The sequence below is a fragment of the Dietzia cinnamea NBRC 102147 genome, assembly GCF_001571065.1.
Lineage (GTDB): Bacteria > Actinomycetota > Actinomycetes > Mycobacteriales > Mycobacteriaceae > Dietzia > Dietzia cinnamea.
In genome coordinates, this window is record NZ_BCSW01000011.1 from 46,647 (window position 1) to 70,790 (window position 24,144).

General features: G+C 73.2%; 25 protein-coding genes and 4 tRNA genes. 8 read left to right on the forward strand and 21 right to left on the reverse strand.

Annotation, left to right across the window (positions count from 1 at the left end; all coding sequences use genetic code 11):
- Positions 1–92: 92 nt before the first annotated feature.
- From rplA to DCI01S_RS06315, 9 genes are all read right to left on the reverse strand, one after another.
- Complete coding sequence (gene rplA / locus DCI01S_RS06275; RefSeq protein WP_061228428.1) at positions 93–815, reverse strand: 50S ribosomal protein L1; 723 nt, start codon at positions 813–815, stop codon at positions 93–95.
- 90 nt (positions 816–905) lie between these two features.
- Entirely contained in the window at positions 906–1,340 is a 435-nt protein-coding gene (rplK, locus tag DCI01S_RS06280; protein ID WP_061228429.1) for a 50S ribosomal protein L11, read from the reverse strand.
- A gap of 257 nt (positions 1,341–1,597) precedes the next feature.
- Positions 1,598–2,500 (reverse strand): transcription termination/antitermination protein NusG, encoded by a 903-nt coding sequence (nusG, locus tag DCI01S_RS06285; RefSeq protein ID WP_061228430.1) that lies wholly within the window; start codon positions 2,498–2,500, stop codon positions 1,598–1,600.
- A 64-nt stretch (positions 2,501–2,564) separates the two neighbouring features.
- Complete coding sequence (gene secE, locus DCI01S_RS06290; protein ID WP_061228431.1) at positions 2,565–2,903, reverse strand: preprotein translocase subunit SecE; 339 nt, start codon at positions 2,901–2,903, stop codon at positions 2,565–2,567.
- A gap of 37 nt (positions 2,904–2,940) precedes the next feature.
- A tRNA-Trp gene (locus DCI01S_RS06295) sits at positions 2,941–3,013 on the reverse strand.
- Between the two features lie 172 nt (positions 3,014–3,185).
- Positions 3,186–3,668, reverse strand: coding sequence for a MaoC/PaaZ C-terminal domain-containing protein (locus DCI01S_RS06300; protein WP_082767669.1), 483 nt, complete (start codon positions 3,666–3,668; stop codon positions 3,186–3,188).
- Complete coding sequence (gene hadA, locus DCI01S_RS06305; RefSeq protein ID WP_061228432.1) at positions 3,665–4,060, reverse strand: (3R)-hydroxyacyl-ACP dehydratase subunit HadA; 396 nt, start codon at positions 4,058–4,060, stop codon at positions 3,665–3,667. The genes DCI01S_RS06300 and hadA overlap by 4 nt, the downstream gene beginning before the upstream one ends.
- Positions 4,061–4,336: 276 nt before the next feature.
- Positions 4,337–4,410: transfer RNA gene (locus DCI01S_RS06310), tRNA-Met, on the reverse strand.
- A gap of 42 nt (positions 4,411–4,452) precedes the next feature.
- Positions 4,453–4,525: transfer RNA gene (locus DCI01S_RS06315), tRNA-Thr, on the reverse strand.
- 121 nt (positions 4,526–4,646) lie between these two features.
- Here DCI01S_RS06315 and DCI01S_RS06320 point away from each other — a divergent pair.
- Positions 4,647–5,369, forward strand: a complete 723-nt coding sequence (locus DCI01S_RS06320; RefSeq protein ID WP_061228433.1) for a glycosyltransferase family 2 protein — start codon at positions 4,647–4,649, stop codon at positions 5,367–5,369.
- 67 nt (positions 5,370–5,436) lie between these two features.
- Here the strand turns inward: DCI01S_RS06320 and lbtBC are convergent, their stop codons facing one another.
- The 6 genes from lbtBC to DCI01S_RS06350 all read right to left on the reverse strand — a co-directional run bounded on the left by lbtBC (position 5,437) and on the right by DCI01S_RS06350 (position 10,960).
- A complete protein-coding gene (lbtBC, locus tag DCI01S_RS18135; RefSeq protein WP_165001136.1) occupies positions 5,437–6,765 on the reverse strand; it encodes a C(50) beta-cyclic carotenoids biosynthesis protein LbtBC in 1,329 nt (442 codons plus the stop codon).
- 26 nt (positions 6,766–6,791) lie between these two features.
- On the reverse strand, positions 6,792–7,136 hold the full coding sequence (locus DCI01S_RS06330; protein WP_061228434.1) for a lycopene cyclase domain-containing protein: 345 nt from the start codon (positions 7,134–7,136) through the stop codon (positions 6,792–6,794).
- Positions 7,133–8,821 carry a phytoene desaturase family protein gene (gene crtI, locus DCI01S_RS06335; RefSeq protein ID WP_061228435.1) on the reverse strand — a complete coding sequence of 563 codons (1,689 nt, stop codon included), beginning with the start codon at positions 8,819–8,821 and terminating at the stop codon, positions 7,133–7,135. The genes DCI01S_RS06330 and crtI overlap by 4 nt, the downstream gene beginning before the upstream one ends.
- Positions 8,818–9,678 (reverse strand): phytoene/squalene synthase family protein, encoded by an 861-nt coding sequence (locus tag DCI01S_RS06340; RefSeq protein ID WP_061228436.1) that lies wholly within the window; start codon positions 9,676–9,678, stop codon positions 8,818–8,820. Before DCI01S_RS06340 ends, crtI begins: the two co-directional genes overlap by 4 nt.
- Entirely contained in the window at positions 9,675–10,679 is a 1,005-nt protein-coding gene (locus tag DCI01S_RS06345) for a polyprenyl synthetase family protein (protein ID WP_232302952.1), read from the reverse strand. Before DCI01S_RS06345 ends, DCI01S_RS06340 begins: the two co-directional genes overlap by 4 nt.
- 198 nt (positions 10,680–10,877) lie before the next feature.
- Positions 10,878–10,960, reverse strand: a tRNA-Tyr gene (locus DCI01S_RS06350).
- A 136-nt stretch (positions 10,961–11,096) separates the two neighbouring features.
- Between DCI01S_RS06350 and DCI01S_RS06355 the strand changes: the two genes are divergently transcribed.
- Genes DCI01S_RS06355 through DCI01S_RS06370 form a run of 4 tightly spaced genes read left to right on the forward strand, consistent with a single transcriptional unit; the run spans position 11,097 to position 14,422 of the window.
- Positions 11,097–11,591 carry a YajQ family cyclic di-GMP-binding protein gene (locus DCI01S_RS06355; protein WP_007630882.1) on the forward strand — a complete coding sequence of 165 codons (495 nt, stop codon included), beginning with the start codon at positions 11,097–11,099 and terminating at the stop codon, positions 11,589–11,591.
- An 11-nt stretch (positions 11,592–11,602) separates the two neighbouring features.
- Positions 11,603–12,382: a molybdate ABC transporter substrate-binding protein gene (gene modA, locus DCI01S_RS06360; protein ID WP_141763919.1), complete on the forward strand. Its 780-nt coding sequence runs from the start codon at positions 11,603–11,605 to the stop codon at positions 12,380–12,382.
- Positions 12,379–13,173, forward strand: coding sequence for an ABC transporter permease (locus DCI01S_RS06365; protein ID WP_061228438.1), 795 nt, complete (start codon positions 12,379–12,381; stop codon positions 13,171–13,173). The genes modA and DCI01S_RS06365 overlap by 4 nt, the downstream gene beginning before the upstream one ends.
- The gene (locus DCI01S_RS06370) at positions 13,166–14,422 is read left to right on the forward strand and encodes a sulfate/molybdate ABC transporter ATP-binding protein (RefSeq protein ID WP_061228439.1); all 1,257 of its coding nucleotides are present in this window, start codon (positions 13,166–13,168) and stop codon (positions 14,420–14,422) included. Before DCI01S_RS06365 ends, DCI01S_RS06370 begins: the two co-directional genes overlap by 8 nt.
- A 495-nt stretch (positions 14,423–14,917) precedes the next feature.
- Here DCI01S_RS06370 and DCI01S_RS06375 read toward each other — a convergent pair whose 3' ends face one another.
- Positions 14,918–15,967, reverse strand: a complete 1,050-nt coding sequence (locus DCI01S_RS06375) for a polyprenyl synthetase family protein (protein ID WP_061228440.1) — start codon at positions 15,965–15,967, stop codon at positions 14,918–14,920.
- A 145-nt stretch (positions 15,968–16,112) separates the two neighbouring features.
- On the opposite strand from DCI01S_RS06375, the gene DCI01S_RS06380 reads away from it, so the two are divergent.
- A complete protein-coding gene (locus DCI01S_RS06380; RefSeq protein ID WP_218001312.1) occupies positions 16,113–17,390 on the forward strand; it encodes a geranylgeranyl reductase family protein in 1,278 nt (425 codons plus the stop codon).
- A gap of 73 nt (positions 17,391–17,463) precedes the next feature.
- Here the strand turns inward: DCI01S_RS06380 and DCI01S_RS06385 are convergent, their stop codons facing one another.
- From DCI01S_RS06385 to DCI01S_RS06405, 5 genes are read right to left on the reverse strand one after another with little or no spacing between them, the layout of a single operon-like run.
- Positions 17,464–18,153, reverse strand: a complete 690-nt coding sequence (locus DCI01S_RS06385; protein ID WP_061228442.1) for a demethylmenaquinone methyltransferase — start codon at positions 18,151–18,153, stop codon at positions 17,464–17,466.
- 10 nt (positions 18,154–18,163) lie between these two features.
- Positions 18,164–19,429 (reverse strand): glycosyltransferase family 4 protein, encoded by a 1,266-nt coding sequence (locus tag DCI01S_RS06390; protein WP_061228461.1) that lies wholly within the window; start codon positions 19,427–19,429, stop codon positions 18,164–18,166.
- 37 nt (positions 19,430–19,466) lie between these two features.
- Positions 19,467–19,949, reverse strand: a complete 483-nt coding sequence (locus DCI01S_RS06395) for a DUF3592 domain-containing protein (RefSeq protein WP_061228443.1) — start codon at positions 19,947–19,949, stop codon at positions 19,467–19,469.
- The gene (menD, locus tag DCI01S_RS06400) at positions 19,946–21,769 is read right to left on the reverse strand and encodes a 2-succinyl-5-enolpyruvyl-6-hydroxy-3-cyclohexene-1-carboxylic-acid synthase (RefSeq protein WP_082767671.1); all 1,824 of its coding nucleotides are present in this window, start codon (positions 21,767–21,769) and stop codon (positions 19,946–19,948) included. Before menD ends, DCI01S_RS06395 begins: the two co-directional genes overlap by 4 nt.
- A 10-nt stretch (positions 21,770–21,779) precedes the next feature.
- The gene (locus DCI01S_RS06405) at positions 21,780–22,778 is read right to left on the reverse strand and encodes a helix-turn-helix transcriptional regulator (protein WP_061228444.1); all 999 of its coding nucleotides are present in this window, start codon (positions 22,776–22,778) and stop codon (positions 21,780–21,782) included.
- Positions 22,779–22,897: 119 nt separating this feature from the next.
- Here DCI01S_RS06405 and DCI01S_RS06410 point away from each other — a divergent pair, with 119 nt between their 5' ends.
- The gene (locus DCI01S_RS06410) at positions 22,898–23,473 is read left to right on the forward strand and encodes a DinB family protein (RefSeq protein ID WP_061228445.1); all 576 of its coding nucleotides are present in this window, start codon (positions 22,898–22,900) and stop codon (positions 23,471–23,473) included.
- A gap of 43 nt (positions 23,474–23,516) precedes the next feature.
- Positions 23,517–24,134 carry a DinB family protein gene (locus DCI01S_RS06415; RefSeq protein ID WP_061228446.1) on the forward strand — a complete coding sequence of 206 codons (618 nt, stop codon included), beginning with the start codon at positions 23,517–23,519 and terminating at the stop codon, positions 24,132–24,134.
- Positions 24,135–24,144: the final 10 nt, after the last annotated feature.

Sequence of the window (24,144 nt, forward strand, 5' to 3'; positions counted from 1 at the left end):
GATCAGGAGCGCGAGGACGGCGCGGATCCGGAAAAGCGGAAGGCCCCGCGCCGGGGATTCCGGTCGCGGGGCCTTCGGCCGAGCTGGCTAGCTCACTCCGAGTCGGTGCCGGCCTCGAGGAGCTTCGAGATCGCCTGCGTGTCGACCGGGATGCCGGGGCCGGTCGTGGTGGAGAAGGTGATCTTCTGCAGGTAGCGGCCCTTGGAGGAGGACGGCTTGAGGCGCAAGACCTCGTCGAGCGCAGCCTGGTAGTTCTCCGTGAGCTGCTCCGGCGTGAAGGATGCCTTGCCCACGATGAAGTGCAGGTTGTTGGCCTTGTCGGTGCGGAAGGTGATCTTTCCGCCCTTGATGTCGTTGACGGCCTTGGTCACGTCCATGGTGACGGTGCCCGTCTTGGGGTTGGGCATGAGACCACGCGGGCCGAGAACGCGGGCCACACGGCCGACCTTGGCCATCTGGTCCGGGGTGGCGATCGCTGCGTCGAAGTCGAGCCAGCCGCCCTGGATGCGCTCGATGAGGTCATCGGAGCCGACGGCGTCGGCGCCTGCGGCCTCGGCCTCGGTGGCCTTCTCGCCCTCGGCGAAGACGATCACGCGGGCGGTCTTACCGGTACCGTGCGGAAGGTTCACGGTGCCACGGACCATCTGGTCCGCCTTGCGGGAGTCGACGCCAAGTCGCATGGCGACCTCGACGGTGGCATCCATCTTCGTCGAGGAGGTGTCCTTGGCCAGGGCCAGGGCTTCCAGAGGCGAGTACAGCTTGGTGCGGTCGACCTTTTCAGCGGCGGCCTTGTAGGCCTTGCTGTTCTTGCTCATGTCTCATCCATTCCTGCCGCGTCACTCACGCGGCGGTCGGGTGTGGTTCGGGCCTGAGCTGCCCTCCCACGCAGTGCTTGGGGGTGGAGGTCAGCCCTCGACCGTGATGCCCATGGAACGGGCGGTGCCGGCGACGATCTTCGCGGCCTGGTCGATGTCGTTGGCGTTGAGGTCCTCCAGCTTGGTCTGCGCGATCTCACGGACCTGGTCCATGGTGACCTTGCCGACCTTGGCGGAGTGCGGCGTGCCGGAGCCCTTCTGCAGGCCGGCGGCCTTGAGGAGGAGCTTGGCGGCCGGCGGCGTCTTCAGCTTGAAGTCGAACGACCGGTCCTCGTAGACCGTGATCTCGACCGGCACGACGTTTCCGCGCTGGTTCTCGGTGGCGGCGTTGTAGGCCTTGCAGAACTCCATGATGTTGACACCATGGGCACCCAGAGCCGGGCCGACCGGCGGGGCCGGGTTGGCAGCGCCGGCCTGGATCTGGAGCTTGATGAGCCCTGAGACCTTCTTCTTCTTCGGAGGCATCGTCTTCCTGATTCTTCGACTGGATCTCGGCGCCGCGCTGTACACGCGGGAGGCCGACTGTCGTGTGCACCCGTCCCCGCCGCCCCACCGTGAGGCGAGCGTGCGGCGACACAAGCGCAACCTGGGAGAGTTTACGTGTTCCGCGCACGCAACGACTAATCGTGGGCGCGGACCGCTCCCCCGGACGCCTTCCGTGCGGGAAACGACTAACCCGCCCCACGCTGGGCGCGGGGCGGGTCGCCGGAGGTTCGTGCGGGTCAGTCGATCTTCTCGACCTGGTTGAAGCCGAGCTCGACCGGGGTCTCGCGGCCGAAGATCGACACGAGCACCTTGAGCTTCTGGGCGGCCGGGTCGACCTCGGAGATCGACGCGGGCAGGGTCGCGAACGGGCCGTCCATGACGGTGACCGACTCGCCGACCTCGAACTCGACCTCGACGTTCTGCGGGACCATCCCGGCGTCGCCGTCGGCGACACCCGCGGCGGCGGCCTTCTTCTCCGGCTTGGGCGCCAGGAACTTGGCCACGTCGCTCAGGGAAAGCGGGGTGGGGCTGCCGCCCTGGCCGCCGGTCGCGCTGACGAAGCCGGTGACGCCGGGGGTGTTGCGCACGACGCCCCACGACTCGTCGTCGAGCTCCATGCGCACCAGCACGTAGCCGGGCAGGACCTTGCGGTTGGCGGTCTTCTTCTGACCGTTCTTGACCTCGGTGTACTCCTCCACCGGGACCTCGACCTGGAAGATCTTGTCCTCGGCGCCGAGGGTGACGGCGCGGGTCTCGAGGTTGGCCTTCACCTTGTTCTCGTACCCGGCGTACGAGTGGATGACGAACCAGTCGCCGGGCAGCTTGCGCAGCTGGCGCTTGAACGCGATGACCGGGTCGATCGCGGGCGTGGCCGGCTCGGCCGGCGACTCCTCGGCGGGGGCGTCGTCGCTCACGTCGTCGGTCTGCAGGGCCGACTCGTCGAGCTCGGCCTCGGCGACGTCCTCGTCACCCTCCTCGACGATGTCGCCCTCGACGTCCTCGTCGATCTCGGTGGGCTCGGCGTCGGTGGCCGCGTCCTCGTCGAGCTCGGCGCCGGCCGCGACGGTCTCGCCCTCGGCCTGCTCGGCGGCGGCGTGCTCGGCGTCCTCGGCCCCGGGGCTCTGATCGATGTCGCTCACGGAAAATGCGGTCCTCTCGAAGTCGGCGGTCCGGATCTCACCCCGGACCTTCAGCGGCAGGTCTCTAGCGGTCGAAGACGAGCTCGACGAGCTTGCCCGCGCCGAAGTCGACGCCCGAGACGAGCGCGGTCATGAAGATGAGGAACAGGAACACGACGATGGTGTAGGTGACCATCTGGTTGCGCGTGGGCCAGATGACCTTGCGCAGCTCCTCGACGACCTGCTTGAGGTACTTGACGGGATTCGCGCGGGCGGTCCGCGTGTCCTCCGGCTTGTCCGCGTCCGTGCGGACCCGGCCCGCGACGGCCGTGTCGGCACGACCGGCCTTACCCGTGGGAACGGCGGCGGCCTCGGAGTCGCGAGCGCCGCGGGTATCGACGTCGTCGTCGCGATCCTGGCTCACGCGGCTACCTCCGGGTCGTCTGGCTTGCGGGGAAGTGCAGGGGCGACAGGACTTGAACCTGCAACCTGCGGTTTTGGAGACCGCTGCTCTGCCAGTTGAGCTACGCCCCTTCGGCCGGTTTCCCGACCACCCGTACCGTCCCGCGTAGCGGACCGCACGATCGCCTCGACTCTACAGTGTCGGCGACTGCCCGGGGGCAGCGCGGGTCGCGACCACGTTCGGTCGGGCATCTCAGTGTACGACAGCCGCCCCGGCGCCCCGAAATCGGCTCCCCCGGCCCTCTCAGTCCCCGAGCGCGACCGTGACGATCGCCTTGCCGAACACCTTGGCCCCGCCGCTGGTGACGACCAGCGCGACGTCGGCGCTCGAGCCGTCCTCGGCGACCTTCTTCACCGTCCCCGCCACCGCCAGGAGCGCCGGGGCGTCGGCCGGCACCACCACGGGGGCGGCGAACCGGAACGAGGTGGCCAGGACGCGATCGGCGCCCCCGGCCCACTCGGCGACGACCCCGATCGCCAGGGCCGAGGTCAGCATCCCGTGCGCCACCACACCGGGCAGGCCGAGCGCCTGCGCTGCCGCGTCGTCCAGGTGGATGGGGTTGTGGTCCCCCGACGCCTCGGCGTAGCGACGCAGGTCCTCCCGCCGGACCGGCAGTGTCCGCGGGGGCAGGGCGTCGCCGGCGGCGGGACTCGTCGTCGTCGCCCCCGTCGTGCCCTCCGGCGCGGGCGTCTCCTCCGGCGCGGTCGTCTCCTCCGGCCTGGTCACGCCTCCACCTCCGCGGTGAGCAACGCACTGGTCAGGGTCTGGACGGGCTCGCCGTCGGCGTCGCGGAGCAGCGTGTCGAAACCGATCATGCGCCCGCCGCGCGCCGACCGCACGCCGGTGACCGTCGCGGTGGCGGTGAGGACGTCGCCCACGCGGATCGGCCGGTGGTGCTCGCTCGACTGGGCGGTGTGGAGGGTCCGCGCGAGGTCGATGCGCAGCGCGGGGTGCTCCATCACCGCGCGTTGGACCGGGGCGGTCAGGGCGGCGGCCAGCGTCGCGGGGACCTGACCGGCGGGCGCGCCGACGGCCTCGGCGAACCGTGTCACGACCGCGTCGGTCACGGTCACGGGATCGGCGACGACGACGAGGTCATCGGCGGTGTCTGTGCTCACAGCCCCCGACGCTACCTGAGGGCGCGTGCGGCGGGATCGCCCTCGCGGCGGCGCCCCGGCTCCTACGGTGAGGGCGGTCCAGCAGGAGGTGCGACGTGAGCCATGACTGGACACGCCCCCGGACTTCCGGCTGAGCCACGGCGTGTTCGGCGGCAGGGACGGAACCACGCCCGCGACCGCTGTACCCCGATCGACGTCCGGTGCGAGAGAGTCGCTCCCCGGGCCGGAACGACGAAGGCCGCCCGCGGCGATGCGGACGGCCTTCGATGGAAGTCGTACCGGTGGGGGGACTCGATCCCCCGACCTCACGATTATGAGTCGTGCGCTCTAACCAGCTGAGCTACACCGGCATGCCCTGCCAGTCGGGCGATCGAGCCGCCCCGCACAGTGCGAGCCCCCTGTCGGAATCGAACCGACGACCTTTTCCTTACCATGGAAACGCTCTGCCGACTGAGCTAAGGGGGCGGGCTACGCTCTGCGGCTGATCTCCCAACCGCTCGGCGCTGAAGCCTTTAGCAGATTACACACACCGCCGAACGCCGCACAAATCCGCCGGTGAGGGGTCTGTCTCCGGCAGGATGGGCGGGTGCGCATCTCCGTGGTCATCCCCGTGCTCGACGACGCCCGCGAGCTCGCGGGGTGTCTGGCCGCGCTCGCCGCACAGACTCGGGCCCCCGACGAGGTCGTGGTGGTGGACAACGGCTGCTCGGACGACAGCGTCGCGGTGGCGCGGTCCGCAGGCGCCCGCGTGGTCGTTGAGCCCGTGCGCGGGATCCCCGCCGCGGCCGCGTCCGGGTATGACGCCGCCACGGGTGACGTCATCGCCCGCCTCGACGCCGACTCCCGACCGGGCTCCGACTGGCTGGCACGGATCGAGTCCGCGTTCGCCGCCGACTCCGAACTCGTCGCGGTCTCGGGGCCGGGCGAGTTCATCGGCTTGACCGGCTGGCGGGCCCGGGCGGCGAAGCTGCTCTACATGGACGCGTTCTTCGTGTCCGTCGGATCCGCGATGGCCCACCCGGTGTTGTTCGGCTCGAACCTGGCGATGCGCCGCAACGCGTGGGAGCGGGTCCGCGACGGGGTCGACCGCACCGACCCGGAGCTGCACGACGACATCGACCTGTCGTTCCAGTTCGGCGCTCGCGACCGGTTGTGGGTGGACCGCTCGCTCGCCGTCGGCATCTCGGCGCGACCGTTCGACGACCCCGCGGCGATGCGCCGTCGCTTCTCGCGGGCGTTCCGGACGATCTTCCGTAACTGGCGCACGAGCCCGCCGTCGCAGCGGTGGCTGGAGCGCGTCCGGCGCTGACCCGGCCGAGCGCCTGCAGCCCCGCGTAGCGGCGGGCCTCCTACAGCCGCGGGCCCCTCGTCTGGGCTCAGGCCCAGACGATGACGGACCAGAGGATCAGCTGCGTCACGCAGAACCCCGCGAGCATGTTGAGCACGAGGAAGCGCTTCCAGCCCTCGTTGGTCGCCTCGGCCGTGGCGTCGGTGACCCGCACGTAGGCGGCCACGGTCGCGAGGTACGGCAGGATCGCGAACGCCGCCCCGGAGGCCGGCCACGGCGCCGCGAGGAGTAGCACCAGCACGGCGGCCGCGTAGCAGGCCAGCGCGAACCACACAGCGGCCCGCGCGCCGAGCACGGTGGCGACCGACTTCAGGCCCGCCTCGCGGTCGAAGCGCACGTCCTGCACAGCCCCGAACGCCTGCGAGGCCGCGCCCCACAGCATGAACGCGATGAGGCACGCCCACACGCCGCCGCTGAGATCGGCCCCGGCGATGGTCCAGCCGACGATCGCCGGGGAGACGAAGTGGAACGCCGACGTCACCGAATCGAGGAACGGGATCTCCTTGAACCGCAGCCCCTTGGCGCTGTAGGCGATCACCGCGAACGCGCTCGCCGCCAGCCACAGCGACGACTCCAGCGTCCCGACCACCGCGAGATAGACCAGGAACGGCACCGTCGTCACCGCGGACGCCACGAGAGTGGGCGTGTGCAGGGAGCGGTCGAGCACCGCGCCCTCGACGCCGCCCTTACGCGGGTTCCGCAGGTCGGACTCGTAGTCGAAGACGTCGTTGATCCCGTACATCGCGAGGTTGTACGGCACCAGGAAGAATACCGTCCCGATCACGCCCAGCAGGTCGAACCCGCCCGTGGCCAGGAAGTACGCCAGCGCGAACGGGGCGGCGGTGTTCACCCACGACACCGGGCGGGACGACCAGAAGAGGGTGGTGAGCAGTCCGGGCGGCGCGGGCCGGTCGGGGCTGCGGACCTCGTCGTCGTCGCCACCCCGCCCCGGCGCGTCACCGACCGGCGCGTCACCCACCGCGGCGTCGCCCGCCACAGCGCCACCCACCGGCCCGTCGCCACGCCCCGACACGGTCGGGTTGGGGCTCGCGGCGGCCTCGCTCACGGCCACCGCGCGCGGCCGGGCGGTGAGCGTGAACCACACCGACGGCACGAACACGGACGCGGCGATCGCGTAGGAGAAGTCCTCGATCGGCGCCACGCCGAGGCGGATGCCGCTGGTGAGGGCGTCGTCGTAGGCCACGAGCCCGGCGGCGATCATGATGTTGTCGAAGATCGCCGTGAGGACGAGCAGCACCACGAGCGAGCCGCCGACCCCGATGAGCCAGCGCCGCCGGTCGTCGCCGCGAAGACACCACAGGGCGATGAGCGCGGCCGCCACCACGGGAATGGCCATGGTGACGTTGATGGTCGAGTAGATGCTCACGGCCACTCCTCCGCCCGCCGCGCCGAGACGTGCTCGACGACCGTGACCACACCCGTCGCACACACGAGCGCGAGGTGGGACAGGAACGCGAGGAACACGACCTCCTCGAGCGGGATCTCCGGCGCCACGAGCAACCCGGTCATGAAGTCGGTCTGCCCGCGAAAGAACACGCCGCTGCGCACGCCGAGCACGTCCCACGTCAGCAGCAGCGCCACCGACGCGGTCACGGCGAGCGCGGTGGCCGCCGGCGCGCGGAACGCCGCGAGCTTCCAGCGATGGTCGATGACGAGGATGCCCGCGAACGAGATCGCCTGGACCGCCAGGTACGCCAGCCCGATCACCGGTCGAACACCGTGCCCCCGCCCGACGCCGCGCCCCCGCTGGCGGCGGCCCGATCGAACACCGTGCCCCCGCCGGGCTCGGCGACCGGCGCCGTGCTCGTGTCCCCGCGGACGTGCTTGAGCACCAGCTCGGCGCTGATGAGGCACATCGGCAGGCCGATGCCGGGGATCGTCGAGGCACCCGCGTAGTACAGGCCGTCGACGTGCTTGCTCACGTTGCGGGTGCGGAAGAACGCGCTCTGCGCGAGCGTGTGTGCCGGGCCCAGGGCGGTGCCGCGCCACGCGCCGAGGTCGGCCTCGAGGTCGGCGGGCGCGATGGTGCGCCGCACGACGACCCGCTCGGCGAGGTCGTCGGCGCCCGTCCACTCGGCGATCTGGGCGATCGCGCGGTCGGCGGCGGCCTCGATCACCACATTCCCGGCACCGTCCACGCCGCCGCGCCCGAGGGACGGATCGGCGGGGATGGGCACCAGGACGAAGAGGTTCTCGTGCCCCTCCGGCGCGATCCCGGCTGCCGGGTCGATGTCGGTGGCGCTGGGTCGACAGACGTAGAGCGACGCCGGGTCGGGGATGTGCGGGTCGTCGCCGAATATCGCGTCGAACCCCTCCTCCCAGCGGTCGGTGAACAGCAGCGTGTGGTGCGCGAGCTGCGGCAGCTCGCCGCGCACGCCGAGCAGGATGAGCAGCGCGCCCGGCCCGGGGGTCTTGGCGTCCCAGTATTTCTGTGGGTACGTGCGGAGGTCCTCCGGGAGCCACCGGGTCTCGAGGTGGTGGAGGTCGGCGGCGCCGACGACGAGGCCGGCCGGCAGCGTCCGCTCCGCCCCTGCCCGGTCGCGCACCCTCAGGCCCTGCACACGGGGGCGGGCCCGGCCGGACACGCGCCCGGCGGCGCCCTCGGATGTGGTGACCAGTTCGATCGCCTCGGTGCCCGTGTGGATGCGCACCCCCTGCTCCTCGGCCACCCTGCGCACGGCGGCGATCACCTCGGTGAACCCGCCCCGCGGGTAGAGGACGCCGTCGGTGAGGTCGAGGTGGCTCATGAGGTGGTAGATCGACGGCGCCAGGTACGGCGAGGAGCCGAGGAACACGGCCGGGTAGCCGAGGATCTGCTGGATGCGCCGGTCGGAGAAGCGCCGCGACACGAACGAGTGCAGCGGCTGCACGAGCCGCGCCACCAGGCTGCCGGCCCGGGCCACGACGTCCGGCCGCACGAGCGCCGGGTACGAGGTGAAGTTGGTGTAGAGGAACCGCTTGAGCGCCAGGTCGTACGTCGTGCGCGCCGAGTCGAGGTACGTACCCAGCACCCGCCCGGCGCCGGCCTCGAGCGACTCGAACAGGGCCGTGGACGCCGCGCGGTCCGAGCGGACATCGACCGGGTCGCGCCGGTTCTCGAAGTACACGCGGTACCCGGGGTCCAGGCGGACCAGGTCGAGTTGCTCATCCGCGGAGGTGCCACAGAGACGGAAGAAGTGGTCGAATACCTCGGGCATCAGGTACCACGAGGGGCCGGTGTCGAAGCGGAACCCGACCGCCGACCAGCTGCCCGCGCGGCCGCCGACCTGGTCAGTGGCCTCGACCAGGGTGACGTCGCGGCCCTCGCGGGCGAGCAGCGCTGCGGTCGCCAGGCCCGCGATCCCGCCGCCCACCACCACGACGGGCCCGTCCGGGGCGTGCCGGGGGTTCATCGCGCCACCGCCCGGCCGCGGCCCGCGGCGGCCCGGCCGATCACGGCGAGTTTGACCGGGTCGGGCACCCGCACCCGGCCCGCGCTCACCCCGGCCGCACCGGCCGCGCGGAGGCGGGCGTTGAGCTCGGCGAAAAGGTCGTGCGCTGCCGCCACCGCCAGGCGGTCACGGCCCGGGATGCGGTCGATCGCCGCCCGCGCGACGCGCAGGTCCGCGTCCACGTGGTCGGCCAGCTCGCGGACGTCCCCCTCCGTCAGCGCCCGCGGGTCCCGACCCGGCAGGTAGTTGCGACCGAGTTCCAGCGAGTCCTCCCGGACGTCCCGGAGGAAGTTCACCTTCTGGAACGCCGCACCGAGTGCGCGCGCTCCCGCCGCCATCTCGTCGTCGTCACCCAGTCCCCCTCCGGCGAACGTACGCAGGCACATCTCCCCGATCACCTCCGCCGACCCGTGGATGTACCGGCGCAGGGACTCCTCGGTGTGCTCGGTGACCTCCAGGTCGGCCTCCATCGAGTCGTAGAACGGGTCCACCAGGCGCGCGTCGATCCCGAACCGACGCGCGGTGTCGGCGAACGCGTGCGTCACCGGATCCGGGTCCAGGCCCCGGTCGATCGCGCGGTGCGTGCGGCGCCGCGCCTCCGCGATGAGCTCCCGCGCGGCGACCGGGTCGTCCATCGCGCCGTCGACCACCTCGTCACCCACGCGCGCCCACGCGTAGATCGCCGCGACGTGCGGGCGGGTCGCGGGCGCGAGCAGGCGGCACGCCAGCGCGAACGACGTCGAATACCGGCGCAGGATCACCTCGCTGCAGCGGCGTGCCGCCGCGGTGAACTCCGCGTGCGGGCTCTGCTGGGTCATCGGTTCCTCTCCAGGGCGGTGGCCAGGTGCGATTCGAGCGCCTCGCGGACGACCGGCGGTACGGCCGGCGAGTCCAGGGCGGCGCGGGCCGCGGTGACGAGGTCCTCCGCGATCCCCAGGGCGTACTCCCGCGCGCCGCATTCGCGCAGCAGCTCGCGCGCTGTGTCGGGGTCGGGGTCGGACCGGTTCAGCGCGGCGTCGATCCGCGGCCACGCCCCGGTCGCGCGGGCGTGGGCGAGCAGCACGGTGGGCGCGCGGCGGACGAGGTCGCCGGAGTTCGACTTGCCCGTCACGGCCGGGTCGCCGAACACACCCAGCACGTCGTCCACCACCTGATACGCGGTGCCGAGGTGGCGGCCGGTCTCCCGCAGCGGGTCGACGATCTCCTCGGGCGCTCCGGCCAGGACCGCGCCCAGTACGAAAGGCAGGCACACCGAGTAGGCGGAGGTCTTGGCCGCGCCGATCGCCAGCGCCCGCTCGCACCCGGCGGGAACGTCCTCCGAGGCGCCGTGGACGTCCGCGAACTCGCCGGCCACCGACGCGACGACCGCCCGGTGCACCTCGTCCACCACACGGTGCAGCGTCGCCGCGGGCACGGGCAGGCGCGCGAACTCGGCCATCGCCGCCACGAGCAACAGGTCCCCGCCCAGCAGCCCGCCGATCATCCCCACGTGTCCTGCACACTCGGCGGGCAGTCCGCGATCGGCGGCCCGCGTGGCGGTGCGCCCCTGCAGGTTGGGGTGGCCGCGACGGTGGTCGTCCCCGTCGGCGAGGTCGTCGTGGACGAGGAACGCCTCGTGCAGCAGCTCGAGGGCCTGGCCCGCGGCGGCGCGCACGGTCTCGTCCCGCCCACCGGCGGTCGTGTAGACGGCGTCGAACAGCGCGGACCGCATGCCCTTCCCGGAACGGGTGGTCCGGCCCAGGTCACCCAGCCAGTCGTCCACCCCCCGCCCCAGTCCGGGCGGCAGCGCGCGGGCGGTGATCCGATGGGCGGCGGTCATCGAAACGGGTGTCATATCGGGTTGTTCGGAGCCGGGGCCGTCGTGGATATGTCTCACCTCGATTCTGGTCGACGAGATGCGGCGTGACAGGTCGTGCGGGACGTGACACCGGAGCCGCCCATGCCCACACTTTCACGAATGTGCGCGCGACGTGCCCCGAAATGCACGAAGACCCCCGCTTGTGGCAGGGGTCTCGCGTGCCAGATGATGGATTCGAACCAACGTAGGCATAAGCCGACGGATTTACAATCCGCTCCCTTTGGCCGCTCGGGCAATCTGGCGTGCACCCTCAAGGGCGCTACGACACGATACAACGCACACGCCCCCGGGTGCCAAATCGGGGTGGTCAGGGGTGGTCCGACGGGGCGGGTAGCCTGGCCTGGTCGGTTCACCACCCCCTACGTCAGGAGTGCGCCCATGGCCTCGGAGTCCTCGTTCGACATCGTCTCGGAGTTCGACCGCCAGGAGGTCGACAACGCCCTCAACCAGGCCGCCAAGGAGCTGGGCACCCGCTACGACTTCCGCGGCACCGACGCCGCCATCGAGTGGAAGGGCGAGGACGCCGTCGAGATCACCGCGAACTCCGAGGACCGGGTCCTGGCCGCCAAGGACGTGTTCATCGAGAAGCTGGTGCGCCGCGGGCTGAGCATGAAGGCCCTCGAGGTCGGCGAGCCGATGGCGTCGGGCAAGGGCTACCGCCTGGTCGGGTCGCTCAAGCAGGGCATCGACAAGGAGAACGCCAAGAAGATCACCAAGCTGCTGCGCGACGAGGGCCCGAAGGGCGTCAAGGCGCAGATCCAGGGCGAGGAGATCCGCGTGTCGTCCAAGAAGCGCGACGACCTGCAGGAGTGCATCGCGCTGCTCAAGGGCGCCGACTTCGACGTGGCGCTGCAGTTCACCAACTACCGCTGATCGGCCGGGCCGTGGGCTCCCCGGGCGCGGTCGGCCGCCAGTGCCGCGCCGCCGCGATGGTCGCCGTGGTGGGCCTGTCCCTGCTCGCGGGGTGCGCGTCCGGTGGCGACGACGACGAGGGCGGCGACCTGACCGTGTTCGCCGCCGCCTCGTTGAGCGGGGCGTTCACGGAGATCGCCGAACAGGTCGAGAGGTCCGAGCCCGGTGTGTCGATCCGGCTGAGTTTCGGCGGGTCCACCGGCCTGGTCGACCAGCTCGCCGGCGGCGCGCCCGCGGACGTGTTCGCCGCCGCGGACGTCGTGACCATGGACCGTGCCGTCGACGCCGGGCTGGTCGCCGGCGAACCCGTTCCGTTCGCCACCAACGTGCTCACGCTCATCACCCCGCCGGGTAATCCTGCGGGGATCACCGGGCTCGACGCGTCCCTGGACGGCGCCCGGTTGGTCGTCTGCGCGGACGGCGTGCCGTGCGGGTCCGCGACTCGCGAGCTCGCCGAGGCGGCCGGGGTCGAGTTGCGCCCGGTGAGTGAGGAGTCCGCGGTCACCGACGTGCGCGGCAAGGTCGCCTCCGGGGAGGCCGACGCGGGGATCGTCTACGTTACCGACGCGCTCGCGGTCGCCGGCCGGGTCGAGCGGGTCCCGATCACCGGGGCTCCTACCGTGCCCAACGTCTACCCGATCGCCGTCCTCGACCGCGCTGCGGACTCCGGGCCCGCCCGCCGGTTCCTCGACGCCGTCACCGGTCCCGCCGGGCGTGCGGTGCTGGCCGAGCACGGGTTCGGGCCGCCGTGACCCGGCCGCCGCTTCCCCGGTGGCTGCTCATCGCCGCCGCTGTGGCCGTGCTGTTGGCAGCCCTGCCGCTGGCCGGGATGGCGGTGCGCGTGCCGTGGACCCGGGTCCCCGAGTTGCTGACCTCCGAGGCCGCCCGCGATGCCGCGTGGCTCAGCCTTCGCACGTGCGCGGTCTCCACCGTGCTGTGCGTCCTGCTGGGGACCCCGCTGGCCGTGCTGCTGTCCCGCAGTCGTGGGCCGCTGGCGGCCGTGGCCCGCACCCTCACGGCGCTGCCGATGGTTCTCCCCCCGGTCGTGGCGGGCCTGGCGCTACTCATCACGTTCGGCCGCACCGGCGTGGTGGGTCGCCACCTGTCCGTGCTGGGGGTCGAGGTCGGGTTCACGACCGCGGCCGTGGTGATCGCGCAGACCTTCGTCGCGATGCCGTTCCTCGTGGTGGCGCTGGAGGGCGCGCTGCGTTCGGTGGACGCGCGGCTCGAGCGGACGGCGGCCTCGCTGGGCGCCTCCCCGTCCCGCGTCCTGGCGACCGTGACGTTGCCGCTCGTCCTACCCGCCCTGGCCGCCGGCGCGACGATGTCGTTCGCCCGTGCGCTCGGCGAGTTCGGCGCGACGCTGACCTTCGCCGGCTCCCTGCAGGGCACCACCCGGACCCTGCCGTTGGAGATCTACCTCAGTCGCGAGACCGACACCGAGACCGCCCTCGCGCTGGCCGTCCTGCTCATAGCGGTGGCGGCCGTGCTCATGGCGGCCTCGGCGCTCGTCGCCCGCCGGGCGGTGGTCGGACGTGGCTGACCACTCCCCCGGTGCCCGGCCCTCCCCCGCCGCCGCCGAGCTCGACTGCCGGGTCACCGCCCGCGGTATCGACCTCCGACTCACCGTCCCCGCCGGCCGTCGCCTGGCGATCGTCGGCCCCAACGGCGCGGGCAAGTCCACGGCGCTGTCCCTGCTCGCCGGGCACCTACGCCCCGACTCGGGCGAGGTCCGCCTCGACGGCCGCGTCGTCAGCTCGCCCCGCACCCACGTGCCGGCGCACCGCCGCCGGGTCGTCGCGCTCGAGCAGCGGCCCGGTCTGCTGCCGCACATCACGGCCCTGGAGAACGTGGCGTACGGCCCCCGCGCCCGCGGTGTGCGCAGGCGCGACGCTCTCGCCCGCGCCCGCACCGAGCTCGACGCCGTGGGCTGCGCAGACCTCGCCGGCCGCCGCCCGCACGAACTGTCCGGAGGGCAGGCCCAGCGTGTGGCGCTCGCCCGCGCGCTGGCCGTGGACCCGGAACTCGTGCTGCTGGACGAGCCGCTGGCCGCGCTGGACGTGGAGGTCGCTCCGGCGATCCGTCGTCTGCTCGCCGATCGGATCACCGGCCGGGCCGTGGTCCTGGTGACCCACGATCCGATGGACCTGTGGGCGCTGGCGGACGATGTCGTCGTCGTCCACTCCGGCCGCGCCACCCAGTCCGGCACGGTCGAGGGGGTACTTGCGCGCCCGGCGTCGGACTTCGCCGCGCGACTGGCCGGCGTCTCGCTGGTGGAGGGGATCGTCGACGACGACGAGGTGCGCACCCCCGGAGGCGATGCCGTGGCGGGGATCCGCGCGGACGCCGCGTCGGGCTGGCGGGGCGGGGTGCGGGCGGTGGCGACGGTCGATCCGCGGGCGGTGGCCGTGCACGCCGCCCCCGCCGGCACGCGGCCCGTCTTGAACCCGGGCCCGGCCGGCCCTGCCGCTCCCCCTGCTTCCGCCGCTCCCACCACTTCCGCCGCCCCCGCTGACCCCGCCGGTCCCGCGGGTCCCGCCGGTCCCCTCGGCCCGGCCAGCCCTGCGTCCGCGCGTTCACTCGCCGCGAGCCCGCGCAACGCCTGGCCTGCCCGCGTCGTGTCGTTGGCTCCGGCCGGGGCGCTGACGCGCGTGACCGCGGAACTCCGGGACGGCCAGCGGGTCGACGCGGAGATCACGACGCGATCGGCCGCCGAACTCGCGCTCGCGCCGGGCGTGCCCGTCACGCTGGTCGTCAAGGCCACCCAGGTGGTGCTCTACCCGCGCGGCTGACCCGGCCGGGCTCGTCGCGGCACCACGGGCCCGCGACAGCGCCTGTTCGCCCGCCCTTGCAGTGTGGTCGTCACCATCCAGGAATTGGTGGTAGTCATCGTGCTGAATCGGCCTTCGGAGCGAGATGGCTACGACCTAAAATCGCAGTGGTTACGACCGTATCGAGTAGTAACGCCCTCTCGGGCCGTCGCGTGCCACAACCCCCGCCACGGAACTGCCCGCTGGACCGCTCAGAGGCGAATCCGGCGCGCTTCGCTCATCCCGCACATCCCGCCCGACAGCCGCCCCTCGCGATGGCGTCTCGCGCGCACCGGCGGGCAGGCCAGACGCCATCGTGACGCGCGGCTGTCCACGGGCCGTGCATCGCCGGGAGCGAGACGCCAGGCCCGGGAGCGGCTGCGCTGCACCGGCCGCGCACGCGGACCGCCGCACGCGGACCGCCGCACGCACACGCCCGGTCAGCGCCGGCCGCGGTCTCTCAGCCGCCGCGGCAGCTCAGCCGACGCGGTCGACCGTGAAGCGCACCAGTCGGCGCAGCGCCTCGTTGGCGGGGCCGGCGGGCAGGGCGTCGAGCTCGGCCATGGCGTCGTCGACGTACTTCTCCAGCGTCGCCCGCGCGCGTCGCATGCCGTCGGAGACACGGAGCAACTCCAACGCCTCCGCGACCTCGGCATCGTCGGTGAGCGGCTGGGCCAGCAGGTCGCGCAGTCGCGGACTGTCGGGCGAGCCGGCCTCCATCGCGTAGATCATCGGCAGGGTGTGCACGCCCTCGCGCAGGTCGGTGCCGGGGGTCTTGCCGGACTCGGCGGACGGGGAGGCGATGTCGATGATGTCGTCGGCGATCTGGAACGCGATCCCCACCGCGTCGCCGAACCTGCGCAGCCGCGCGATCTGCTCGCCGGTCGCGCCGGAGTACTCGCCTCCGAACTGGGCGGCGGCGGCGATGAGCGACCCGGTCTTCTCCCAGATGACGCGCAGGTAGTGCTGGGCTGCGTCCTCGTCGCGGCCGCCGACGCCGGGCCCGACGGTCTCGCGCATCTGCCCGGTGACCAGTTCGGCGAAGGTCTGGGCGATGAGCTGGACGGCGGCGGGACCGAGGTCTGCCAGCAGCATGGACGAGTGGGCGAAGAGGAAATCGCCGGCGAGGATCGCGGTGGAATTGTCCCACCTGCTGTTGGCGGACTCGACGCCGCGGCGCATGCTGGCCTCGTCCATGACGTCGTCGTGGTACAGGGTGGCGAGGTGGATCATCTCGCAGACGACGGCGGCCTTGACCAGGCGCTCGTGGTCGGGCTCGGGCCCGATCTCGCCGGCGAGGAGGGTCACGATCGGCCGGAAGCGCTTGCCGCCGGCGGTGACGAGGTGAAGGGCGACCTCGGAGAGGAAGTCCTCGCCGCTCTCGAGCCGGCTGACCAGCAGTTTCTCAACCTCGTCGAGTCGCCCTCGCAGGGCGGCGGCGAGGTCTGCGTCACCGACGTCCACGCCGGCCACCACGTGGTCCGTCGCCGTGTCCGCGGTGCCGGTCGTCACTGAATCGCTCGACATCCCCACTCGTCCTCGTCGCCTGGTGCGGGTCGGCATCGACCGGCCCTTCCCGACAGACTACGGTCCCGGCCCGGCGGCTGCGGCACCCCACCCCGCCCGAGGTGCCGGCGACCGTCGCGCCCGCCGACCTGCCACCATGGTGCGTATGGAGTCCCGGCGGCGTCTTCCCTCTTCGACCGATGTCCTCGTGGTGGGCTGTGGCCCGGCGGGGGCGGCGACCGCGACGTGGTTGGCGCGGGCGGGTCGCGAGGTGACGGTGCTCGACGCCGCGGAGTTCCCGCGCGACAAGACGTGTGGGGACGGCCTGACGCCGCGGGCGATGCTCGAGGTGGACCGGCTGGGCCTGGGCGGCTGGGCGCGGGACCGGATCACCATCCGCGGCCTCGAGCTGCGGGGCTTCGGCCACGAGCGACGGGTGCCGTGGCCGGCGGGTGAGCACGGGGGCACGGGGTCGGCGGTGCGGCGCACTGTGTTCGACGACCGGCTGCGGCAGGCGGCTGTCGAGGCCGGCGCGGTGGTGCACCACGGCGTGCGGGTGACGGGCGTGGAGAGGGGCGACGACGACGAGGTGACCGCCGTCCTGGCCGGGGACGATCGCGTGGAGTGCCGGACACTGGTGGTGGCCGATGGCGTGAGGTCGCCGGTGGGTCGTCTGCTGGGTCGCACCTGGCATCGCGACACGGTCTACGCCGTGGCGGCGCGGTCGTATGTCGGGTCCGCTCGGCATGCCCATCCGTGGATCGGGTCCGACCTCGAGCTGCGCGACGAGGCGGGTGCCATCCAGCCCGGCTACGGGTGGGTGTTCCCCCTGGGCGACGGCGAGGTCAACCTCGGGGTGGGCGCGCTGGCGACGTCGGCGCGGCCGGCGAACGTGGCGGTCAAGGAGCTGCTGCAGCACTACGCCCGTAGCGTGCGCGGGGACTGGGCGTTGGAGGGTGAGCCGCGGGCGGTGACGTCGGCGCTGCTGCCGATGGGCGGCGCGGTGTCGGGGGTGGCGGGCCGCAACTGGGCGGCGGTGGGTGACGCGGCGGCGTGCGTGAACCCGCTCAACGGTGAGGGCATCGACTACGCGCTCGAGGGCGGGCGGTTGCTGGCCGAGTTGATCCTCGCCGGCCACGGCACGGGCTCGGGCGGCGTCGGTGCCCGCACCGAGCCGCTCATGCACGCGTGGCCGGAGGTGCTGCGGCGGACGTACGGCGAGGCGTTCGCGATCGCCCGGGACGCCGCCCGGCTGCTCACCTACCCGCGGTTCCTGCCGATGGCCGGTCCGGTGGGGATGCGCTCGCAGACGTTGATGACGGCGGCGGTGCGCTGCATGTCCAACACCGTCGCCGACTCGGACCGCGACGTGGTGGCGCGGGCGTGGCGGGCGGCCGGGTCGGTGGCCCGCAGGCTCGACCGGCGCCCGCTGTTCGCCGACTGACCGCGCGGACACCCGTCGGTCGTGCGCGAGCCGGGCGGGCGGCCTCTGCGGCGGACCGAGGGCGCAGGCGGCGTCAGGCGGGGCGACGGGCCAGATGGATCGCGGCGATGCCGCCGGTGAGGTTGGTGACGCTGCAGCGCTCCCAGCCGCTGGCCTCGACCATCTCGAGCAGCGCCTGCTGGTCCGGCCAGTCGCGGATGGACTCGGCCAGGTAGACGTACGCGTCCGGGTTCGAGGACACGCTCGTGGCGATCTTCGGCAGCGCCCGCATGAGGTAGTTCATGTAGAGCGCGCGGAACGGCGGGAAGACGGGCGTGGAGAACTCCACCACCGCCAGCCGCCCGCCCGGCTTGACCACTCGCGCCATCTCCCGCAGACCGGCGGCGGTGTCCTGGACGTTGCGCAGGCCGAAGCTGATGGTCGCGGCGTCGAAGGAGGCGTCGGCGAACGGCAGCTTCATCGCGTCGCCGGCGACCTTGGGCACGTCCCGACCCGCACCCGCGCGCAGCATGCCGAGCGAGAAGTCCGCGGCCACGCACCACGCGCCGGACCTGGCCAGCTCGACGGTCGACACGGCGGTGCCGGCGGCCAGGTCGAGGATCCGCTCCCCCGGCCGCGGCGCGAGCAGCGACCGGGCCCGGCGCCGCCACACGTGGTCCATGCCTCCGGACAGGATCGTGTTGGTCAGGTCGTAACGCTTCGCGACGCCGTCGAACATCGACGCGACGTCGCGGGGCTGCTTGTCGAGATTGGCGCGGGACACGCCCCCGACGCTACCCGGCCCGGCCGAGGCCCACGCGGACCCGGCCCGCGGAGGAGCCGACGCGGCCCGTGGACGAGCGGGCGCCGGCGGCGACGTAGTGGTCGAACAGCTGCCCGCAGACGGCGTCCCAGGTGCGCCCCGCGACGGTGGCGCGGGCGGCGGCGGCCAGCCGATCGCGGTCGGCGAGCACGGCGTCGAGGGCCGCGGAGACCTCGGCGGCGTACCGGCCCGGGTCGAGCAGGACGCCGTTGACGCCGGCCTGAACGAGGTCACGCGGGCCGCCGGCGTCGGGGCCGATCACGGGCACGCCCGAGGCGTGGGCCTCCTGGATCGACTGGCAGAACGTCTCGAACTCGCCGGCGTGACAGAACACGTCGAGCGTGGCGTAGGCGCGGGCGAGCGCCTCGCCGTGGAGTTCCCCGGTGAAGATCGCGTGGGGCATGGCCGCCTGCAGTGCGGGGCGGTCGGGTCCGTCGCCGACGACGACGAGTTGGACGTCGCCGCCCGGGCCGGAACGGTCGGCCAGTGGCCGGAGGCGCTCGACGTGTTTCTCCGGCGCGAGCCTGCCGACGAATCCGACGACGGGCCGCCCGTCCGGAGACCACAGCCGGTGCAGGGCCGCGCTGCGGCGGGTGGGCGAGAATCGCTCCGCGTCGACGCCCCGCCCCCACCGGTACAGGCGCGGGATCCCCTGGGCGGCCAGGTCCTCCATCGCCGCGGTCGACGGGGCGAGGGTTCGGTCGCAGGTCGCGTGGATCGCCCGGGTCCAGGCCCAGGCGGCGTCGGCGAGGACGCCGATCCCGTACGCGTCGGCGAATCCGGCCACGTCGGTCTGGTACACGGCCACCGAGGGCACGCCCAGGGCGCGGGCGGCGGCGGCACCGGCGGCGCCGAGCACGAACGGGGACGCCAGGTGCACCACGTCGGGTGCGAAGTCGCGCAGGGCGTTGTACACGCTCGGGCTGGGCGCCCCGACCGGGAGGGAGGACACCACCGGCACCCGCACGGCCGTGACCCGGTGGACGGGGTAGCCGAGGTGGTGGTCGGGGTCGGGCCCGTCGGACGCGGGCCGACCGAGATAGGGGGAGACGGCGCTGATCAGCGGGTGCGACTGCACGGCACCGGCCGCGCCCTGCCAGAAGCCGACCTGGTCGGAGGGGGCGACGACGAGGCAGTCGTGGCCGTGTCGCCGCGCGTACTCCAGCACGCGCAGGACGGAGTTGGTGACGCCGTTGACGTTCGGCAGGAACGATTCGGTGACGATGGCTACGCGCACGCCCTCACTGTCGCCCGGCCGGGCCACGGGCCGGTGATCAGCGCGGGTCGGTGCGGGGAATTCGTGGTATCGCCCGGTGAACCCCCGGTGACGCGGCGGCGTAGGCGAGCGCGGACAGCGGCACGACCACCGCGGGGACCGACAGGGCGGGCACCACGGCGACCGTCCAGCTGCGGCCGGAGACCCGGACGAGATCGGGGTTGGCGCGGCGGAACTCCACCTGCACGCGCTGCCCCTCCACCAGGCCCGTCGGGTAGAACACGCCGGTCACCGGGCGCACCGTCCGGCCGCCTCCGGCGTCGAACTCCACAGCGGCCCGCCGGTCGGTGACCTCGGTGACGGTGGCCGTGGCGCTGCCCATGTCCCGGTCGATGCGCTGGTCGTTGACAAAGCACGCCAACAGGATGAGGACGGCGGTGAGCACGGAGAACACCGCCGCGGCCGCCGCCACCACCCGCACGCCCTGCCGGGTGAGCACCGCGCGACGGGCCCGACGCGCGGAGACGGTGCCCGCGGTCATCCGGGGTCCGAGGCCCCGGGCTCGGTCGCGCCGGCCCCCGCGGGCCCGCGGGCGGACGTCGCGGACCCCGCCGTGCCGGGCTCCACGGCCTCTGAGCGCAGGGCCGCGTGCAACTCGCGCAGACCCTGCCGGTCGGTGCCCACCCGCACCACGCGCGGGCCCTCCGGCACGATGTCGTGGTGCGCGACCGGGACCGACGGCTGCGCGAGGATCGCCTCGAGCCCCGCGGGATCGGTGTCGGTGAACGGCACCCCGGCGCCCGCGCAGAGCGCGCCCAGGTTCGCGCCGTGCGGGGTGCCGAAGACCCGCTCGAAGTCGGCGGCCAGCCGCGGATCTCCCTGCTCGAGCAGGGAGAAGATGCCGCCACCGTCGTCGTCGGCCACCACGATGAGCAGATCCGACGGATGGCGCTCACGGGGGCCCAGCAGCAGTCCCGAGATGTCGTGCAGGAACGTCAGGTCGCCCAGCAACGCCACGGTCCGACCGGGCGCCGACAGCGCGACACCGATCGCCGTGGACACCGTTCCGTCGATCCCCGAGGCACCGCGATTGGCATATACGGACACGTCGGGATCGATCGGCCCCACGAAGGACAGGTCACGCACGGCGTTGGAGGCGCCCACCACGAGGTTGTCCCCGGCCCGCACGCCGCGGACCACGGCGCGGGCCACGTGCAGGCCCGTCGGGGAGCCCCCGTCCAGGTGCTCGTCGAGCAGCCTGTCGACGGCCGCGCGGGCGTGGGCGTCGGCACGGGAGGTGGTCTCGGTCCACGACTGCTCGACCCCCCAGCCGGTGAGCACGGAGTCGGCGAGCTCGGCGGCGCTGCCCGTGGGATTGGGCGAACGCGGGCCGGCGTCGAGGATCACCAGGTCGACCTCCGGGTCGGCCAGCAGTCGCGTCACGGAACGGTGCAGCGTCGGCCGGCCGGTGACCACCACCTGCTCGGGCCGCAGCGACGGGATCGCCAGCGGGTGCACCGGATGCAGCGGGACCGGCGCGCCGGGCTCGGCGACCGTCGGGACGCCCACCAGCCCGGAGACCGGAGCCGCCCCGACGCCCGAGACGACCAACGTGGGCCGCGTGAGATCCACCGCCACGGCCGAGGCGGCGGGAGCCGAATCGACCCCCGCGCCCGCCCGCTGCACCCACGGACGACCGCCCGGGCGCCCCTCCGGGAGATCGCGGGAGCCGCCGCCGGGGTCCACCTCGTCGTCGTACCCCCCTGGGCCGCCACCGAGGACGAACTCCTCGTCGCCCTCGCCCGGCACCAGCGGCTCGCGGAACGCGATGTCCACCTGCACCGGGCCCGGATCCGCGGCCGCGGTGGCCGTGAGGATCGCGCGGCCGATCGCGGAGCGCCAGTGGCGGTGCTCGGTGACGGGATCACCGGCCGCGCCGAGCTCGACCACCGCGCGTGCGTGCGGCCCGAAAAGCCCCACCTGGTCGATGGTCTGGTTGGCGCCGGTCCCCCGCAGTTCCGGCGGACGGTTGGCCGTGAGCGCCAGCACCGGCACGCCGGAATGGGCCGCCTCGACCATCGCCGGATGGAGGTTGGCGACCGCGGTGCCCGAGGTGACGACGACGGGGACCGGCCGCTTCGAGCCCAGCGCGAGTCCGAGCGCCGTGAACCCGGCACCGCGCTCGTCGATCCGCACGTGCAACGCGATCCGACCGGCCCGCTCCGCCGCGGCCAGCGCGAGGGCGAGCGGGGCACTGCGCGAACCCGGGCACAGGACCGCGTCGGTGATCCCGTGGCGGACCATCTCGTCCACCAGGACACGGGCCTGCGCGGTACTGGGGTTGCTCGGCGTGGCAGTCATCGCCCCCAGCCTAGTCGGGCGAGGTCGACCGCCCCGCCGCATCCGTGAGCCGCCCACCCATCGCCGCCAGCGTCTCGCGCAACGCCTCCGGCGACTCCACGACGAACTCACCCGGCAGCCTGGCGAGGTACCACGCCAGCACGTCGAGGTCGGCCGCCCCGGCCTCCAGCCGACACGCCGGGCCGTCCGGGTGCTCCGCGGGGCGCAGCTCGGTGACCGTGGCGTACATGGGCGGGAACAGCTCGACCACCTCCTCCGAGGGCGCGAACACCGTCACCCGCGCCACGTGCGGGTAGGGCGCCCCGGTGACCGCGTGCTGGACGTGCGCCGCCGGGTCCGGCACGTCGGCGCGCGGCGTGAAGCGCCACCGGCTGCGGTGCACCGCGCGGATCCGGTCCAGCCGGAACGTGCGCCAGTCCGCGCGCTCGAGATCAAAGCACAGCAGGTACCAGCGCCGGCCCAGCACGACGATCCGGTACGGCTCCACCCGCCGCTCGGTCTCCCGCCCCGCGCGGTCGCGGTAGTCGAGCCGCACCTGCTCCGTGCCCCGCACCGCATGTCCAAGGTCGAGCAGCAGACCCGGCTCCACCGGGGTGTCCGCGCCGGCGACCGCGACCATCGACTCGGTGACGTCGGCGACCCGCTCCCGCAGGCGGCCGGGCATCACCTGGTCCAGCTTGGTCAGCGCGCGCAGGGCGTGCTCCCCGACCCCCGCCACCGCGCCGCCGGCCGCCAGACGCAGTGCGATCGCGACGGCCACCGCCTCCCTGTCGTCGAGCAGCAGCGGCGGCAGGCGACGACCCGATCCCAGCCGGTAGCCGCCGCCCGCACCGCGCTCGGACTCCACCGGATAGCCCAGGTCCCGCAGGCGGTCCACGTCCCTGCGGACCGAGCGGGTCGTCACGCCCAGCTCCGCCGCCAACTCCTCGCCCGTCCACACCGACCGACGCTGCAGCAGGTCCAGCAGACACAACACGCGCTGGGTGGTGGGCATCCGGTCCTCGCTCATCGCGAGCCCCCGTTCGTCGCCGCGTCATCCCTCAGACGGAAGTGTTCCACGGCCAGCGGACCGGAACTGTCCGGATGGGGTGCGACGCTGTCCGCAACCGACCTCGCAAGGAGTCAGTCATGACCGCCACCCACACCCTCGACTGGACCGACCAGCTCGTCGACCAGATGGACCGACACTGGACCGGTCAGCTCCGCCCGCGCCTCGAGGGGATGACCGACGACGAGTACCACTTCTCGCCCGCGCCCGACGAGCGGACCTGGGACGTGCGTCCGCGGGGCACCAGCCGGGCACCGATGCAGGGCGGAGCCGGCGACCACACCATCGACTTCGAGTTCCCCGAACCCGCGCCCGCGCCGCTGACGACCATCGCGTGGCGGATCGGCCACCTCGTCGTCGGCGTGTTGGGCGCCCGGTGGCACTCCCACTTCGGCGGTCCCCCGCACGACTACATGACCCACACCTACGCCGGCGACGCCGCCGGCGGTCTGGCCCAGCTCGACCTCACCTACGCCGCCTGGATGAACGGCGTGCGGGGACTCGACGCCGAGGCGCTCGCCCGGCCGATCGGCGAGGCGGAGGGCCCGTGGGCCGAGTACCCCATGGCCGCCCTGGTCCTGCACATCAACCGCGAGGTCATCCACCACGGCGCCGAGATGTGCCTCCTGCGCGACGTGTACGCGCACACCCACTGATCCGTTCGAACGCACCGCCCACCACACACACCGAGGAGTCGTCATGCCACTGTTCCCCGCCACCTGCCCCACCGAGCGCGAGAACCTGCTCGAGTGGATCGACGTCGCGTTGGTCAACGCCCGGTCGATCGTCCACGGCCTGGACGCCGACCAGTTGCGCGCACGACCGCTGCCCTCCAGCGAGCTGACGCTCGGATGGCTGATCCTGCACATCGGCGAGGTCGCGGAGGGCTGGCTCGGCCGCGCCGCCGCCGCACCGAACGCACCAGAGACCGGACGGTCCCTGCCCGAGCAGTTCGCCTGGGCCCAGGAGGTGAACCGGGTCGACCCCGACGCCACCGCCGAGGAGATCCTCGCCGAGTACGACCGACGGTGCGCGGCCGGTCTCGCCCACCTGCGCGCGGCCGACCTTGACGCGCCCGTCCCCGTGCCCGAGGAGATGCCCTGGTATCCGCCGGGGCTGCCCGCCTTCAACGGGCGCTGGGCCGCCCTGCACGCGCTCAACGAGATCGCGCGCCACTCCGGGCACGCCGACATCCTGCGGGAGGCGATCGATGGCCGGACGATGTACGAGCTCATCGCCGAGAGCCAGGAGATCGACATGTCCTACATCGGCCAGTGGTTCGCCGCCCATCCCGAGGTGCCCGCGCCGGAGTGGTGACGGAGGCGGC

Bases quoted from the DNA above. Each gene is read 5' to 3' on its own strand.
- rplA (WP_061228428.1), bottom strand. From the start codon at position 815: ATGAGCAAGAACAGCAAGGCCTACAAGGCCGCCGCTGAAAAGGTCGAC.
- DCI01S_RS06355 (WP_007630882.1), top strand. From the start codon at position 11,097: ATGGCCTCGGAGTCCTCGTTCGACATCGTCTCGGAGTTCGACCGCCAG.
- DCI01S_RS06410 (WP_061228445.1), top strand. From the start codon at position 22,898: ATGACCGCCACCCACACCCTCGACTGGACCGACCAGCTCGTCGACCAG.
- DCI01S_RS06345 (WP_232302952.1), bottom strand. From the start codon at position 10,679: ATGACCGCCGCCCATCGGATCACCGCCCGCGCGCTGCCGCCCGGACTG.
- DCI01S_RS06380 (WP_218001312.1), top strand. From the start codon at position 16,113: ATGGAGTCCCGGCGGCGTCTTCCCTCTTCGACCGATGTCCTCGTGGTG.
- rplK (WP_061228429.1), bottom strand. From the start codon at position 1,340: ATGCCTCCGAAGAAGAAGAAGGTCTCAGGGCTCATCAAGCTCCAGATC.
- DCI01S_RS06340 (WP_061228436.1), bottom strand. From the start codon at position 9,678: ATGACCCAGCAGAGCCCGCACGCGGAGTTCACCGCGGCGGCACGCCGC.
- DCI01S_RS06395 (WP_061228443.1), bottom strand. From the start codon at position 19,949: ATGACCGCGGGCACCGTCTCCGCGCGTCGGGCCCGTCGCGCGGTGCTC.
- lbtBC (WP_165001136.1), bottom strand. From the start codon at position 6,765: ATGGCCATTCCCGTGGTGGCGGCCGCGCTCATCGCCCTGTGGTGTCTT.
- menD (WP_082767671.1), bottom strand. From the start codon at position 21,769: ATGACTGCCACGCCGAGCAACCCCAGTACCGCGCAGGCCCGTGTCCTG.
- DCI01S_RS06405 (WP_061228444.1), bottom strand. From the start codon at position 22,778: ATGAGCGAGGACCGGATGCCCACCACCCAGCGCGTGTTGTGTCTGCTG.
- DCI01S_RS06415 (WP_061228446.1), top strand. From the start codon at position 23,517: ATGCCACTGTTCCCCGCCACCTGCCCCACCGAGCGCGAGAACCTGCTC.
- DCI01S_RS06375 (WP_061228440.1), bottom strand. From the start codon at position 15,967: ATGTCGAGCGATTCAGTGACGACCGGCACCGCGGACACGGCGACGGAC.
- crtI (WP_061228435.1), bottom strand. From the start codon at position 8,821: ATGAACCCCCGGCACGCCCCGGACGGGCCCGTCGTGGTGGTGGGCGGC.